Annotated in this window: 18 protein-coding genes; 10 read left to right on the plus strand and 8 right to left on the minus strand. The window is 53.1% G+C overall.

What is annotated here, in order from left to right:
- Window positions 1–8: 8 nt before the first annotated feature.
- Together BW941_RS13225 and BW941_RS13230 are read right to left on the minus strand one after the other, a co-directional pair.
- Window positions 9–2,507 carry an ABC transporter permease gene (locus tag BW941_RS13225; protein WP_076516817.1) on the minus strand — a complete coding sequence of 833 codons (2,499 nt, stop codon included), beginning with the start codon at window positions 2,505–2,507 and terminating at the stop codon, window positions 9–11.
- Window positions 2,507–3,196 (minus strand): ABC transporter ATP-binding protein, encoded by a 690-nt coding sequence (locus BW941_RS13230; protein WP_076516819.1) that lies wholly within the window; start codon window positions 3,194–3,196, stop codon window positions 2,507–2,509. Before BW941_RS13230 ends, BW941_RS13225 begins: the two co-directional genes overlap by 1 nt.
- Between BW941_RS13230 and BW941_RS13235 the strand changes: the two genes are divergently transcribed.
- Window positions 3,183–3,866, plus strand: a complete 684-nt coding sequence (locus BW941_RS13235) for an arylesterase (RefSeq protein WP_245820106.1) — start codon at window positions 3,183–3,185, stop codon at window positions 3,864–3,866. The two genes, BW941_RS13230 and BW941_RS13235, sit on opposite strands and share 14 nt — an antisense overlap.
- Here BW941_RS13235 and BW941_RS13240 read toward each other — a convergent pair.
- From BW941_RS13240 to BW941_RS13250, 3 genes are all read right to left on the minus strand, one after another.
- On the minus strand, window positions 3,838–4,377 hold the full coding sequence (locus BW941_RS13240; protein ID WP_076516822.1) for a lipocalin family protein: 540 nt from the start codon (window positions 4,375–4,377) through the stop codon (window positions 3,838–3,840). The genes BW941_RS13235 and BW941_RS13240 overlap by 29 nt on opposite strands.
- Window positions 4,378–4,464: 87 nt before the next feature.
- Window positions 4,465–5,061 carry a response regulator transcription factor gene (locus BW941_RS13245; protein WP_084188952.1) on the minus strand — a complete coding sequence of 199 codons (597 nt, stop codon included), beginning with the start codon at window positions 5,059–5,061 and terminating at the stop codon, window positions 4,465–4,467.
- Window positions 5,058–6,248 (minus strand): sensor histidine kinase, encoded by a 1,191-nt coding sequence (locus tag BW941_RS13250; protein ID WP_084188954.1) that lies wholly within the window; start codon window positions 6,246–6,248, stop codon window positions 5,058–5,060. Before BW941_RS13250 ends, BW941_RS13245 begins: the two co-directional genes overlap by 4 nt.
- Window positions 6,249–6,496: 248 nt before the next feature.
- Between BW941_RS13250 and BW941_RS13255 the strand changes: the two genes are divergently transcribed.
- A complete protein-coding gene (locus tag BW941_RS13255) occupies window positions 6,497–7,579 on the plus strand; it encodes an OmpA family protein (RefSeq protein WP_076516826.1) in 1,083 nt (360 codons plus the stop codon).
- A 76-nt stretch (window positions 7,580–7,655) separates the two neighbouring features.
- On the opposite strand, the gene BW941_RS13260 is transcribed toward BW941_RS13255, so the two are convergent.
- Window positions 7,656–7,907, minus strand: coding sequence for a DUF1145 domain-containing protein (locus BW941_RS13260; RefSeq protein WP_068440183.1), 252 nt, complete (start codon window positions 7,905–7,907; stop codon window positions 7,656–7,658).
- 178 nt (window positions 7,908–8,085) lie between these two features.
- Here BW941_RS13260 and ubiE point away from each other — a divergent pair, with 178 nt between their 5' ends.
- The 8 genes from ubiE to tatC all read left to right on the plus strand — a co-directional run bounded on the left by ubiE (window position 8,086) and on the right by tatC (window position 13,322).
- Window positions 8,086–8,835: a bifunctional demethylmenaquinone methyltransferase/2-methoxy-6-polyprenyl-1,4-benzoquinol methylase UbiE gene (ubiE, locus tag BW941_RS13265; protein WP_076516828.1), complete on the plus strand. Its 750-nt coding sequence runs from the start codon at window positions 8,086–8,088 to the stop codon at window positions 8,833–8,835.
- Window positions 8,835–9,461, plus strand: a complete 627-nt coding sequence (locus BW941_RS13270; protein WP_076516830.1) for a ubiquinone biosynthesis accessory factor UbiJ — start codon at window positions 8,835–8,837, stop codon at window positions 9,459–9,461. Before ubiE ends, BW941_RS13270 begins: the two co-directional genes overlap by 1 nt.
- Window positions 9,462–9,463: 2 nt before the next feature.
- On the plus strand, window positions 9,464–11,116 hold the full coding sequence (ubiB, locus tag BW941_RS13275) for a ubiquinone biosynthesis regulatory protein kinase UbiB (protein ID WP_076516832.1): 1,653 nt from the start codon (window positions 9,464–9,466) through the stop codon (window positions 11,114–11,116).
- Between the two features lie 92 nt (window positions 11,117–11,208).
- On the plus strand, window positions 11,209–11,586 hold the full coding sequence (gene hisI / locus BW941_RS13280) for a phosphoribosyl-AMP cyclohydrolase (protein WP_217693605.1): 378 nt from the start codon (window positions 11,209–11,211) through the stop codon (window positions 11,584–11,586).
- A 7-nt stretch (window positions 11,587–11,593) separates the two neighbouring features.
- A complete protein-coding gene (locus tag BW941_RS13285) occupies window positions 11,594–11,926 on the plus strand; it encodes a phosphoribosyl-ATP diphosphatase (protein WP_076516836.1) in 333 nt (110 codons plus the stop codon).
- Between the two features lie 12 nt (window positions 11,927–11,938).
- A complete protein-coding gene (gene tatA, locus BW941_RS13290) occupies window positions 11,939–12,202 on the plus strand; it encodes a Sec-independent protein translocase subunit TatA (RefSeq protein WP_068440200.1) in 264 nt (87 codons plus the stop codon).
- Window positions 12,202–12,585: a Sec-independent protein translocase protein TatB gene (gene tatB / locus BW941_RS13295; RefSeq protein ID WP_076516838.1), complete on the plus strand. Its 384-nt coding sequence runs from the start codon at window positions 12,202–12,204 to the stop codon at window positions 12,583–12,585. Before tatA ends, tatB begins: the two co-directional genes overlap by 1 nt.
- Window positions 12,582–13,322 carry a twin-arginine translocase subunit TatC gene (gene tatC / locus BW941_RS13300; RefSeq protein WP_076516840.1) on the plus strand — a complete coding sequence of 247 codons (741 nt, stop codon included), beginning with the start codon at window positions 12,582–12,584 and terminating at the stop codon, window positions 13,320–13,322. The genes tatB and tatC overlap by 4 nt, the downstream gene beginning before the upstream one ends.
- A gap of 11 nt (window positions 13,323–13,333) precedes the next feature.
- Here tatC and BW941_RS13305 read toward each other — a convergent pair whose 3' ends face one another.
- Together BW941_RS13305 and BW941_RS13310 are read right to left on the minus strand one after the other, a co-directional pair.
- Window positions 13,334–14,227 (minus strand): prenyltransferase, encoded by an 894-nt coding sequence (locus tag BW941_RS13305; RefSeq protein WP_076516842.1) that lies wholly within the window; start codon window positions 14,225–14,227, stop codon window positions 13,334–13,336.
- Between the two features lie 17 nt (window positions 14,228–14,244).
- On the minus strand, window positions 14,245–14,583 hold the full coding sequence (locus BW941_RS13310; protein ID WP_076516844.1) for a hypothetical protein: 339 nt from the start codon (window positions 14,581–14,583) through the stop codon (window positions 14,245–14,247).
- Window positions 14,584–14,591: the final 8 nt, after the last annotated feature.

Raw genomic sequence — 14,591 nt, forward strand, 5'->3', positions numbered from 1 at the left:
GCTCCAGCTCAGCCTTCCCGCAATACGGTCAGCGGCGGAACCCGACTTACTCTGCGCAGCATCAAGCTGCCCGGAATCGCCAACCCAAGCGCCGTTGCCGGCGGCAACCAGAGCCACGCCCAGCCAAGACTGCTGTAGGGAATATCCAACAGGCCAATATACAAACCCGCCGTCACTAACTCCGCACCGATTAAGGCAAGCACCGCTGAAAGCACACCCAAGAGTGCGAACTCAACCCACTGTGCCTGACGCAGCTGTTTCCGCGCTGCACCTAAGGTCCGCAGCACAGCCCCTTCAGTCAGTCGCTCGCGTGTCGATGTCAGCAACACGGATAACATCACCAGAACAGCGCCCAGCAATACAAACACCAGAATTAGCTCGACTGCGGTCGTCAGTCGTTGCAGCAAAGTCTGCACCTGCGAAAGAATCGCGCGGGTATCAATAAAGGTGATACCCGGGTATTTCCGGATCAGAGAAACCAGTGCGCCTTCATGCTCATCGGCAAGGTGGAAGCTGGTCATGTAGCCCATAGGTAACTCTTCCGTCAGGTCAGGCGAAAGCATCATGAAAAAGTTCGGTGTCATGGCCGTCCAGTCGAGACGACGGAGACTGGTAATTTCGGCATCAAGGTCGACGCCAGCCGCACGGAAAGTCAGCACATCCCCTAAACCCAGCCCCAGGCGCTCGGCCAGCTCGTGTTCAACGGAGACTTGCCCCGGGCCTGCGGCAGTCTGTGCCCAGTCACCACCGACGACTTCGTTATTGTCAGGCAGAGTTTCAGCCGTGGATGTAATCAGGTCACGGTTGATGGAGCGATCTTCGGCAATCTCCATCTCACTGACCGCGGTACCGTTCACTTTTACCAGACGCATGGGAATCATAGGGTACAAAGCCTGCGTCTCAATAGTATGATTCGTCAGTGACTCGGAGAATGCATCACGCTCGAAAGGCTGGATGTTCAGGGCAAAAATGTTCGGCGCATTGTCAGGCATACTGCGTTGCCAGTCGGCCAGAAGATCCGTGCGCAACATACCGATAATCAACATCACCATCAGGGTCATCGCGAACGCCAGTAGCTGCCCGGCTGTTGCGGTGTGACTGCGGCTCAGGTGCTGCCAGGCAAATCTAAGACTGAGCGGAAGTCTTCGGTTCCGCAACAGGCGCCCGGCAAGCCTCAGGCCGCCTCGCAATAACAGAAGTAAAATCAGTAACGTCGCAGCGCCGCCTATCATCAGGCCGCTGCTGAGCATGACATCCTGCGTCAGAAGAGAAAGCAGAATTGTCAGAGAGCCCAGCGCCAGCGCATAAATAAGCCAGCCCTTGAGCGGTACTGGCACAAGGTCCCGTCGCAGCACCCGGAGCGGACTGATTGAAGACAAGGGCAACAGGTGCGGTACGCCAAAACCAAACAGCCCCAGTAGACCGGCGCTGAGCCCAAGCGCCCACGCACTCGGAGTTGCTGGCGGCAGGCCTTCCGGTATCAGACCAGACAGCACCTGTAATAACCCTAGCTGCAGAATGTAGGCGAATAAGGCACCCAACAGGGTCGCTGCGCCTCCGAGAAGCAGAAGCTGGGCCAGAAAAATGCGAAGCACTGAGGCCCGCGGCAGGCCAAAGGTTCGCATCAAAGCACTGATATCAAAGTGACGCTCAGCATAACGGCGAGCACTGACCGCAACCGCAACACACGAGAGAACGACGGCAAGAATGGCCGCAAGACCAAGATAGCGGCGCGCGCGATCAAGCGAAGCCGCCATCTGCCGGTTTCCATCACCCAGGGATTCAAAAGACTGGTTGGCTTTCAGCTCGACCGAACTCTGAAACTGCTCCAGCAGACCGCCATCACCGCTTAGCATCAGCCGGTAGCGCACACGACTGCCGGGCCCCAACATAGGGCTACCCTCCAGCTCACTCCAGTGCACCATGATGCGTGGTGACAAGGTATAAAAGTTACCTCCCCGATCACTCTCCTTCTCAATAAGGCCGGTGATCCGGTAAGTTTTGCCTCCCAGATCGGCTTCATCGCCCAGGCCGATATTCAACAACGACAGCAGGCGCGCTTCGACCCATGCTTCCCCCGGCTCTGGCCCAGACGACCGCAAGGATACAACTTCATCATCAATGCCCCGGACCAGAAGCTCGCCACGCAGGGGATAGCCATCATCGACCGCCTTTACCGCCGATAACGTCATCTGTTCACCGGCAACAACGACACTGGGGAACGTCAGAGTACGGGCTCGCTCCAGACCAAGTTCATCGGCCTCCACCAGCCACTCCTCTTCGAGCGGCGTGGTCGAACGAACCCGGAGGTCTGCACCGAGCATGTCATTGGCACTGGACTGCATGGCCAGATCCAATCGCTGACTGAATATGGCAATCGCTGTGGTGACAGTCACAGCCAGTACCAGTGCCAGAAATATCAGCGTGAGCTCGCCACTACGCAACTCACGGCTCATCAACCTTAACGCCAGCCGAAGCTCTGTAAATCTGCCTGCGGTATTCGTCATCAGGCAATTTCCTCCAGCACACCGTCCGTCATTTTCAGGCGCCGGTCACAGCGCTGCGCCAGACGGTCGTCGTGTGTAACAAGCACCAGAGTGGTGGAAGACTCTTCGTTAAGCCGGAACAATAGGGACTCAACCTGTTCGCCCGTCGCACGGTCCAGGTTGCCAGTGGGCTCATCCGCAAACAGAATTTCGGGCTGCCCGGCGAAGGCACGGGCCAATGCCACACGCTGCTGCTCACCACCCGACAACTGGCTTGGATAATGCGCAAGCCGATCAGCCAACCCCACGGAATGAAGCAGTCCGGTTGCTTCTTTATCAGCATTTTTCTTGCCGACGATCTCAAGCGGCAGCATCACATTCTCGAGCGCGGTCAGCCCCTGAAGCAGATGAAAATTCTGGAACACGAAAGCGACACCACCGGCGCGAATGGCCGCACGCTGGTCTTCATCCAGCCCTCTCATAGGTTGCTCGAGCAGAGTGACTTCCCCCTCTGAAGGCAAATCGAGGCCCGCAAGAATACCCAGTAATGTCGACTTCCCACTGCCTGATGCACCGACAATGGCCACACTTTCCCCACGCTTGATATGCAACGAAACACCCTTCAGGATGGTCAGAGGTTCTTCGCCACTGCGAACTGTTTTCACTAAGTGATCGGCACTGAGAGAGGTAATATCTGTGTTGTCCGGCATACCGAAGCGTTTCCTGAAAGTTAAATCGTTAATGTCAGTGTTTATCACTCTGGCGATATTTGTCTGTTCTGTCGCCCAGGCAGAAGAACAGACACAGCAACCACCAAAGCTGCTGATTGTTGGCGACAGTATCAGTGCGGGGTTTGGCGTCCCGGTAGAAAAACAATGGCCTCTGCTATTAGAGCAGAAACTGCAGAACCGGTTTCCGCAACTCACTGTTGTCGTCGCTGCAATTAGCGGCGATACCACCTCTGGCGGTCGCAGCCGCTTACCCGCCTTATTAGAGCGCCATCAACCTGACGTCACTTTGCTAGCACTCGGCGGCAACGACGCATTGAGAGGTTCACCACTCTCGCTGGTCAGAAATAATCTGACGGCCATGATTGAGGCCACACAGGAATCAGGCTCAGAGGTTGTTCTGGCTGGCATGCAGATCCCACCTAATTATGGGCCAGCATACACAGAGGGCTTCAGAACTCTGTATATAGAACTGTCAGGAAGTTACAACACAGGTCTGGTGCCTTTCCTGCTGGAGGGCGTGGCAACAGTAGATGGCATGATGCAGGACGATGGCATTCATCCCACAACAGAGGCGCAACCGGCACTGGCCGATAATGTTGCGCCCGAAGTGATTAAGCTGATTACTCCTCAGGCAATGCCTGCGGAGTAATAACAAGCTCGCTCGTATCCACGCCCAGTGCTTCCAGTTCGCCAAGAATCATTGAGTATGTGTTCTCGCTCATCTCCGGCGAGCGACTCAGTATAAACAGGGTGTATTCAAAGGGATCAGTGACCGCCGCATACTCGTAACCCGCCTCATCCAGAACAACGATCAGATAGTTCGGGTATGGCAGGTCTGGCGCTCCGGGGAACACAACTTTGAGCTTGGAGTTCGTCTCTTCATCCCAGATAGTCGCGTTACCCGTGATCTGGTTCAGTTCGCCGTCCAGATTGTCCTGATATCCCTTATTCAGCACTTCGACCGAGCCATCCTCGAGCAGAGTATATTCTGCGGTTACCCCAACCAACCCCTCGTTAAACGAGACTTCATTGGCGGCGATCTGGTACCAGAGCCCCATATAGCGCGGGATATCAACAAAAGGGACAGTTTCAACAATACGACAGGCTGACAGAGATAAAGCTGTCAGAGTAAGCAGTATGAGACGGGTGAGGTGCTGCATGGTTATCTCCTGAGTCTGTGTGCATAATCAATATATACAAAAGCTATACACAAACAATACAGAAGACAAGACACAGTTCAAGTCAGATCAGGAAATACCGCGCTCCCGCAGTGCCGCAATCGCCTGAGCACGATTTGCCACTTCAAGCTTACTGAAAAGATTGGACGTATAGTTCTTCACTGTCCCCAGACTCAAGCAACACTGATCTGCGATTTGCTGATTCGTCATGCCCGCAACCAGACAGCGTGCGACCTCGAATTCCCGCACGCTCAGGTCCCAGTCCTGAGGGTGATGGCTCAAGGCCGGAAATACCTGCTCACCGGTGGCCACCGCCTGCAGCGCCGAGACCAGCTCAGTGATTTCCACACTCTTTGCCAACCAGCCTGAAGCGCCATTGCGACGGGCCTCACGACTTAACGCCGCATCCGCGAAAGTCGAAAGAAAGACCACTGGAGTGCGCAGTGCTGGCTTCAGAGACTTGAGGGTTTCTATGCCGTCCTGACCGGGCATATGGAAATCAAGCAATACCAGGTCACACCCGGAAGGGTGCTCGCCTAACCAGTCTTTCAATGACTGCCCTGACTCAAAAGTAGCAACGACCTTAAACGCCCCCGACATCTCCAGCAGGGTTGCTACGCCCTGCTGAACCAACGCCTGATCATCAACCAGAACGAGCTTCATCATACGCTGGCCTCCGGCAGAGTGATGTTCCAGGTCAGCTCATTGTCATCGGACATTGCTACCAAAAAGCGTCCATCCATCGCGGCTATCCTCTCCTCAACACCAGAGAGTCCGTTGCCATAACTGAATTCCCCTGTGTATTCCGCAAGATCCCGGAGCGTTAACTCTATATTGCCATTACTGTAACAACTGCGGATTTCGACTTCGCGCCCCTCAGAGTGTTTCATCACATTGGTCAGAAACTCACGCACCACTGACAGCAGAGTTTCACAACACTGAGGGTCGGAGATCTTCACCTTCTCATCCCACAAAGTCGTGACTTGAAGCGTTGTAGCCTGATCAACCAGATCGGTTAAAGCATCATAGAAATGAGCGGAAGGCACCTGACGTAACCCCGATACAATGTCATCCAGAACAGCGAACATCTTCCTGCTGGCATCCCGCGAGCGTTCCAGAGGCGCGACAATATCATCAGACAACTCTAAGCGGCCGGCCTGCTGCTCGAGAATCTGAAGATTCATATGCAGAGTCGCGAGCTCGTGCCCCATATTATCGTGCAGGTTATGACGGATATTACGCCTTTCCAGCATCCGTTCAGATTCGGCTATCTGAGCCTGTGCCATGCGCAGCTCATCACCCATAACCCGCAAACGCCTGACCTCACTGATCTCAACTACGATACTCAGGCCAAAGCTCCACAAGACCAGCTGCATAAGCATGCACAAACAGAAAATAAGCCATTGATCCTGTGGGAACTGCATCGCAAACAACACGGCGACCAACATATTGAAGCTGAGTGAATATTTGGGTGAAAAACGGACAACAAGAGACGCCGAGTTCACCACCATCAACACCGCGTAGGGCGCACTTTCGGAAGGTACCTCAGCAACGCCCATCAGAAGAATGGAGCTCAGATGTGACCCCACCAGATACAACCAGAACCGCCAGTCGCGATTATCGACGCGCCAGGCGAGGTTGTTCATCAGCAACTCCCGGGTGCCCAGAAATGCCAGAGCACAGAAGCAGAAAACGCTGGTCGCCATCAGTGAAGTAGCCAGCATTCTTTGCTCCGGAGGACACACCGACAAAACTATGTAGGCAGCGATTGCCCAGGCAATGATACCTAGCGTGATGATGATACCTGCGCGCAGAATATAGGGTATCCGCAGAGGCAGAGTGACGGAGTCCATGTGAGAAATACCAGTTGTTATCGTTATGGCGCTCAGAGTATTTCATCCTCACCGGGTCAGCAAATGATGAGAATCAGAAACCATGCTGTCAGTGATTAAGCCTTTGCTAATAAGTACGAATAAAGTACCACTTTTGTGATCTATTTCCTTGATAACTGCCTGCCAAGTGTATGACTGACGCGTTGCCGCTGTAGCTTTGGATTGCAAGCTTAGGTAAAGTTCGGAGGCTATCGATTGGGGGATTGATTATGAAACGTTCATTACTTAGCGCAGCCATTCTGACCGCGACCTCTGCGTCAGTTATGGCTCAGGATTTACCTTATTACTTCACGGTGGGCGCCGCGCACACTGAAAACGAAATCAGCGTTGATCACTTCGGCGATCACATGAAGCACAGTTACACCAACGAACTCTCTCTGGGTTACATGCTCAAAGACAACCTCGCTCTTGAGGGTAGCTTTGTTATTCCATCCGTCATCCAGGACGATTCGCGCGCAGATATCGAGCAGTTCCGTTTCAGCAGTCTGTATTTCCTGTCTGACGACGCCCTGAAACCTTACCTGACCGCAGGTCTGGGTTTTGAGGAGATGCGTACAGACGGTGGCAGCGCTTCAAACGCTCTGGCTTCTCTGGGTGCTGGTGTGCAGTACGATTCTTCGGAGCGTATATTTGCGCGCGCTGAAATCCGCTATGACGACATGATCAACGAATATCCAGAACACATGAATTACGTCATCGAAGTGGGTTACCGTTTCGGTTCTGCTGCGGTCGCTGCGGCTTCAACTGCGGCAGCGGGTAGCACAGTAGCCAGCAACAATATGGCTGACGACAGCCAGCTGACCGCTGAACAGGTCAACGAGCTTCCAGCGACAGCGGCCGGCATCCCAGCCAAATCCGCTTTTGAAGACAGTGACAATGATGGCGTCGCTGACAGCGTTGATCAGTGTGCAAATACCGGTAAGGTGGCCATGGTTGACAGCAATGGTTGTGACCTGATCAAAACCGTCGAAGCTCTGCTGCGCTTCCCGCTGAACAAAGCTGGTATGCCGGGCAAAGCGACTGCTTACCTGGATCAGATTGCCGCTCAGGCGAAAGAAGATAAAGATCTGAAGATCATCGTAAAAGGTCATGCTGACGAGACTGGCAGTGATGAATTCAATCAGTTCATCTCTATGGAACGTGCGAAAACCATTGGTAACTATCTGATGGCTCGTGGCGTAAGCAAAGATTCGATTGAACTGAGAGCGCTGAGTGATTCTCAGCCGATTGCTGATAACACCACCGAAGAAGGCCGCCAGCTCAACCGTCGCGTTGAACTGACCGTCGAATAACGGTTTGTAGCATATTATCAGGGAGGCTCAGGCCTCCCTTTTTTTGATCTGCGCTTTGTGTTCTGGGCCAGCCAGCTCAGGACTTAGGCATAAAACGCTGAAGATGGAACATTCCAAAAATAAACACCTGAATAGCGTCCAGACGCACGTTGGTGCTCTTCTTGCGGAAAGCTACCCAGAAAAGCAGCACCTCCAGTACGTGAATACCCGCGACGATCAGGCCGATGGTCGGCAGGTAACCGAGCAAGCCGTCCCAACCCTGCACCCAGGCAGTAATCGCCAGTACCCAGAATAAAAATGTTGCTGCTTTCATAGCTACGGTATTCATTTATTGCTCCAGCTAAGTCTTAGTTAACTTCTGACCAGAAGTCAGAAAGGTATGATGACGCAGATTGCCTGATGCCATTTCAGTTGCACAGGTGCGGTTGTGCCACCTTACGTTGCCAATGAAAGCAGACATTCGTACGCCGGCTGGTTAGAATGTCGATCCAGATTGGGAGGTAGGCATGTCCGACAACAAAACAACTCATTTCGGCTACGAGACCGTTTCGGTCGACGAAAAAGCTGGAAAAGTGGCTGATGTATTTCATTCTGTCGCTGCGAAATACGATGTAATGAACGACCTGATGTCATTCGGCGTCCACCGCCTCTGGAAGCGCATCACCATTGACATGAGTGGTGCCCGCCCAGGCAATCAGATTCTTGATCTCGCCGGTGGCACCGGTGACCTGACGCGTAAGTTTTCGCGCATCGTCGGCCCACAGGGCAAGGTGGTACTCGCTGATATCAACTCATCCATGCTGAATGTCGGCCGCGACCGCCTGACCGATCAGGGGTACGTGGGTAATATCGAATACGTTCAGGCAAACGCCGAGTGCCTGCCGTTTGAAGACAACAGCTTTGATGTAATCACCATGGCCTTCGGCCTGCGTAACGTCACCGACAAAGACAAAGCACTGCGCTCCATGGCGCGTGTACTCAAGCCAGGCGGCCGTCTTCTCATCCTCGAATTTTCCAAGCCGACGAACCCGGTAATGAGCAAGGCCTACGACCTGTATTCGTTCAGCGCCCTGCCTTTTATGGGCAAGCTTGTTGCGAACGACTCTGAAAGTTACAAGTATCTCGCTGAATCCATTCGTATGCATCCGGATCAGGAAACGCTGAAAGGGATGATGGAAGAGGCGGGCCTCGTGCGCTGTAGCTACAACAACATGACCAGTGGCGTTGTAGCTCTACACCGGGGAATCAAACCCTGATGCTATCGGCGGTACTCAGTCAGGCGATGTGCCTGCCCGTTGAAGGGCTTATTAATCGTGCACTTCGCCAGGACGCAGCAACACTTTCGCGACTGGCTCGTCAGGAAGGTCGTATGGCCGCCGTCGATATTGAGGGCCTGGGTCGCTTTAATATTCGCCTGCTGCGTGATGGTATCGCTCTGAGTATGACGTCCGACTCTGACACTGAGGTGGTACTGAGTGGCAAGCTGGCAGATTTTCTTGAGCTGGCCCGCGCCGACGATAAAGCACACGAACTGATCAACAGCGATATCGATATGGATGGCGATACCGAGCTCGCACTCTATCTGACCCGTACCGTACAGGCGTTAGACATTGATTGGGAAGCCGCCATACAGCCGCTGACAGGCAGCCTGGTCGCCCACCAGATCGGTAAGGGGTTACGTGGCCTCAGGCGCTGGGGCCGTGACACCGGGTCAACCTACCGCACCGCCGCAAAAGAATACCTCGAAGATGAGCTGAAGGTAGTAACACCGTCAGCCATGCTCGATGACTTTGCAACACAGACAGATGATCTGCGCCTGATGATGGATCGTGTAGAAGCCCGGATTGCCGGTCTGGAAAACAAGAAAAAGACTGAGGACTGAGCGTGGGTAACCTCTGGCGACTCTGGAAAATACTCTTCATATTTACCCGCTACCGGCTGGATGCTCTTGTTCCAACCGACCAGCTACCACTCAAAATCCGCATTCTGCTGTGGCTGGCCCCATGGCGCCTGAGCCCGGTGCCGAGCAAACTCAGCCGCGGCGCACGCTTACGCCTTGCGCTGGAAGCATTGGGTCCTATTTTCGTTAAATTCGGCCAGATTCTATCCACCCGCCCGGATCTGATCCCGGAAGACATTGTCGCAGAACTGAAAAACCTGCAGGACAACGTTGCACCTTTCCCTACTGAGACCGCACTCAAGCTGATCGAAGAACAACTTGGCCAGCCCATCAGCGAGATGTTCGCCGAGTTCTCCGAAAAGCCGCTCGCGGCCGCGTCCATTGCACAAGTGTATGCCGCACGCCTCTTTGGCGAGAATTCAGAAGCCGGTAAAGAAGTCGTGGTTAAGGTCGTCCGTCCGGGTATCGAGGACACCATTGAGCGCGACCTGCAGTTGCTGGAGTTTATGGCTGTACTGCTGGTTAAGTACTCCGCTGAAGGCCGTCGTTTAAAGCCTGTTGAAGTCGTTGAAGACTACCGTCACACCATTTACGGTGAACTGAACCTCCAGATTGAGGCGTCTAACGCAACTCAATTACGTCGTAATTTCTCAGAATCCGAGCTGCTGTACATGCCAGAGGTTTACTGGGAATACACGCGTAACAAAGTGATGGTCAGCGAACGCATCTACGGTATTCCTGTTGCTAACATCGACGAGCTGTACGTCCAGAATACCAATATGAAATTACTCGCCGAGCGCGGCGTAGAGATTTTCTTCACTCAGGTATTCCGCGACAGTTTTTTCCATGCCGACATGCATCCGGGCAATATTTTTGTTTCGCGCGAAAACCCATCAAGCCCGCAATATATCGCCATCGACTGCGGTATCGTTGGCAGCCTCACCGACGAAGATCTGCACTATCTGGCGATGAACCTGATGGCCTTCTTTAATCAGGACTATCATCAGGTCGCACAGCTGCACGTAGACTCTGGCTGGGTACCGCCAACGACAAAAGTTCATGAGTTCGCCGCATCGATTCGCAGTGTCTGTGAGCCTATATTCGAGAAGCCTCTGTCAGAGATTTCATTCGGGCAGGTACTGATTCAGCTGTTCGCGACCGCCAGACGCTTCAATATGGAAGTTCAGCCGCAGCTGGTACTCCTGCAGAAAACCCTGTTGAACATTGAAGGGCTGGGCCGACAGCTGTACCCAGACCTTGATCTATGGACAACGGCCAAACCTTACCTTGAACGCTGGATGCGTGAGCGCTTTGGTCCTAAAGCCGCCTGGAAAGAGTTCAAGCGCCAGCTACCGGGCTGGGTAGAGAAAGCGCCGCAGATCCCTAACCTGATGCACGGTGCCCTGACCCGCCTCAACCATCTCGATGAAAATCAGTTGAGAATGCAGGAACAGCTGACGTTGCTGAACGCCGCACTCGAAGCCCAGCGTATACAAAAGCGTCACCAGACTCTGGGGATCATGACAACCATTACTGGCGGCTTGCTGTGGTGGCAGTCTTACGCATTAGCACTGCCAGAAATTGCAGGATTAAGTATCGGCGCCGCCGGCCTGATATGGCTGGTACTGAAGAGCTGATACAGGAATCACGGGCGCAGATTTGGCATTAGGCACAGTCGGCGCTCTACGGTATCCTTCGCGTTTCAGAACAGATGAAACAGGGTTGAATGATGAACTGGCTTGATAAAGTGAAGTGGGATAACGATGGATTAGTACCGGCCATTGCCCAGGATCATGCCACCGGCCGTATCCTGATGATGGCCTGGATGAATCGTGAAGCCCTCGAACTGACCGCAAAAGAGCAGCGCGCGATTTATTACTCGCGCTCGCGTCAGAAGCTCTGGCGCAAAGGTGAATCATCTGGCCACGTACAGAAGCTTCACGAACTGCGCCTCGACTGTGACAGCGACGTTATCGTCATGCAGGTTGAGCAGATTGGCGGTATTGCCTGCCACACCGGACGTGAAAGCTGCTTTTACAAGGTGTACGAAAATAACGACTGGGTCGACGTAGATCCCGTCCTGAAAGACCCAAGTGACATATACTGAGATTCTTATGAGCGATATTCTTCAGCAGTTAGGTGATATTCTGGAAGAACGCAAAGGTGCAGAGGCTGACTCCTCTTATGTCGCCAGCCTGTACCACAAAGGCCTGAACAAAATTCTGGAAAAGGTGGGTGAAGAAGCCACCGAAACCATACTGGCAGCAAAAGATGCTGAGACCAGTGGTGACAATAAAGAGGTCATTTACGAAACGGCCGACCTTTGGTTCCATAGCCTGGTCGCACTGGCGAAACTGGGCGAGCGCCCTGAAGCGGTCATTAACGAACTGGCGCGCCGGTTCAACATGTCAGGCTTAGAAGAAAAAGCCTCTCGTACAAAGAAATAACGGAGAATAACTATGCTTGGCGGTATCAGTATCTGGCAACTCCTGATCATTCTGGCGATCGTCATTATGATTTTCGGCACCAAGAAGCTACGTAATATGGGCGGCGACCTGGGTGGCGCGGTTCGTGGTTTCAAGAATGCAATGAATGAAAAGCCTGACGAAAAAGACGTGTCCGAGGACGATAAAAAGCCGGAATCGCTGACCAGCCAGTCGGCTGAGAAAGCTCCGGAAAAAGACGCAGAATTCAGCAAGACCAAGGATCAGGATAAAGCCTGATGTTTGATATGGGCTTCATGGAGCTGATGGTAATCGGCGTCCTTGCATTGCTGGTACTTGGCCCGGAGCGGCTGCCGAAAGCAGCCCGCACGATGGGGCTGATTATTGGTCGTGTGCGTCGCTCTGTCAGCAACTTTCAGGAAGATCTGGAAAGACAAGCCCGCACCGAAGAGCTGAAAGCCAAGCTTCGTGATCCAGCGGCAACCTTTCTTGATGAAGACATTCTGAATCCAGCGTCCATGAGAAAGCCAAACGTGACTCAGGAAGCATCGCAGGAAAAAGAGCCTGCATCGACTGAAACTGCGTCTGAACAGCTGACTGACCAGGCGGCCGAAAAAGCACCTGAGCTTTCGAAGAAGCCATCTGAAGAAAAACCTCAATGACCGATCAAGAACAGCCTCTTATTGCCCATCTGGTTGAGTTGCGCAACCGCCTCCTGCGTGCGGTGCTCCTCGTTCTGGTGATTTTTGCGGGCTTGTTCTATTTCGCCAACGATCTCTACCTGATCCTGGTTGAGCCGCTGTCGGTACTGATGCCGGTCGAAGGGCAGATGATCGCCACGGGTGTTGCATCGCCCTTTCTTGTGCCTTTCAAGCTGACCTTTGTACTTGCCGTTCTGGCTGCTGTGCCCTTTATACTGCACCAGATCTGGGCTTTTATTTCCCCCGGGCTTTACCAGCACGAAAAGAAGTTTGCGATCCCTCTGCTGCTGTCGAGTATTCTGCTTTTCTACGCAGGCATTGCATTTGCGTATTTTGTGGTACTGCCACTGGTGTTTGGTTTCTTTACCGGGATCGGGCCGGAAGGCATTTCATTTATGCCCGATATCAGCAATATTCTCGATTTTTCACTGAAGATTTTCTTTGCCTTTGGTATCGCCTTTGAGATTCCGGTCGCCACCTTTCTGATGGTGCTCAGCGGCATGACTACTGTGGAGTCTCTCAGTGGTAAACGGCCTTATATTTTTCTTGGCTGTTTCGTCGTGGGGATGCTGGTAACACCACCGGATGTTATTTCACAGACTATTCTGGCACTGCCGATGTATCTGCTATTCGAGGCGGGAGTTCTTGCTTCACGCTTGATTCGCCCACAGGAAGCAGAAGCCTCCGAGGCTGAATAAAAGAGTCAGCGCTAGCGGCTCAACAGCAGCGCCAGTGACAACACCACGGGGGTCAGTAATGTCGCCACCACATTCATACCCAAAGCGTCTGGTGACGCTGAAATATTCTCACGTTCCTGATTCAGAGCTGTCAGCGTCTTCAATGTAAGCGCCCATGGGATGAGTGCCAGCAACACCCATTGTGGCCACACACCTGACATAGCCGCCATCACAATTAACCCGGCGACTGAAAAGGTCATGATATTAAAAGCCCGAATTCCCGCAGAAACGCCATACCGAATCAACAAATGCTCTCGACCATGTGCTTTATCGGCTTCGATATCAGGAAACTGATTGGCCAGCAGCAAGTTATTTACCATCAGAAAGACCACTGCCGCGCCAAAAGCCACGCAAACCGGCTGCTCAAGTCCTGCGACAATAGCCGTCCCTACCACCATCAAAACACCGAACCCCAACCCTGGAGCAAACAAACAAAGGTACGGTAAACGATTAATGACCGAGGTATAAAACCACACCAGAAGCACCCCTATACCGCCCAACAGCCACAAGGCGGGGTACGCTAATGACAGATAAACACCGATGATTACAACGCACAACAATGACAGGACAGCTCCGGCCAGTACCCAACCTGCCGCCTGCGGGTGCTCGGGCAAACCTCCGCTTCCGCCGCTGAACGGCGTGCGGTCGGTGACAAGATCGAGGCCGCTTTTAAAGTCCTGATATTCATTGAGCATATTGACAGATATATGCGCGAGCAAAGCACCAAGTACAACCCAGATCAGATCAGGATTTAATTGAGGAGAGTATCCTGAGGCAGCAAACCCCATCAGCAGGCAAACGGGGGTCAGGATCAGAAAAGGGGGGCGGGTCGTTTTAAGTGTCGTTGTAAAAGTTGATGCATCCATGCCGCTGTCTCTGTGCTTTACCGCATCGGTGGCAAATCCGATATCAGGCTACTTTCTGTTAAGGCTGGGCTGTCTACCAGGGTTTCGGTGTGACACTGCCAACCTGCGTTTCTGCGACGCAGCACAATCTCCTGCGCTTTACGCTCACAAAATCCTTCTGCTGTTTTTGCATTCCAGACCACCCGTTTTTCATCCGGTGTCGTAAAGTGCACTTCACACGGCAAGCTCCATCCTTGTGGATATACCACCTGAATCGCGTGCCATACCTCTCCACTCTCGCAGACAGTACGTTCTTCTTCTGCCGCCATTGCGAATGACGTCAGAAAACATAAAGGGAGTATTCTTATTATGTTCATATTCTTCC

Source organism: Thalassolituus maritimus (assembly GCF_900156675.1).
GTDB classification, from domain to species: Bacteria; Pseudomonadota; Gammaproteobacteria; order Pseudomonadales; family Oceanobacteraceae; genus Thalassolituus; species Thalassolituus maritimus.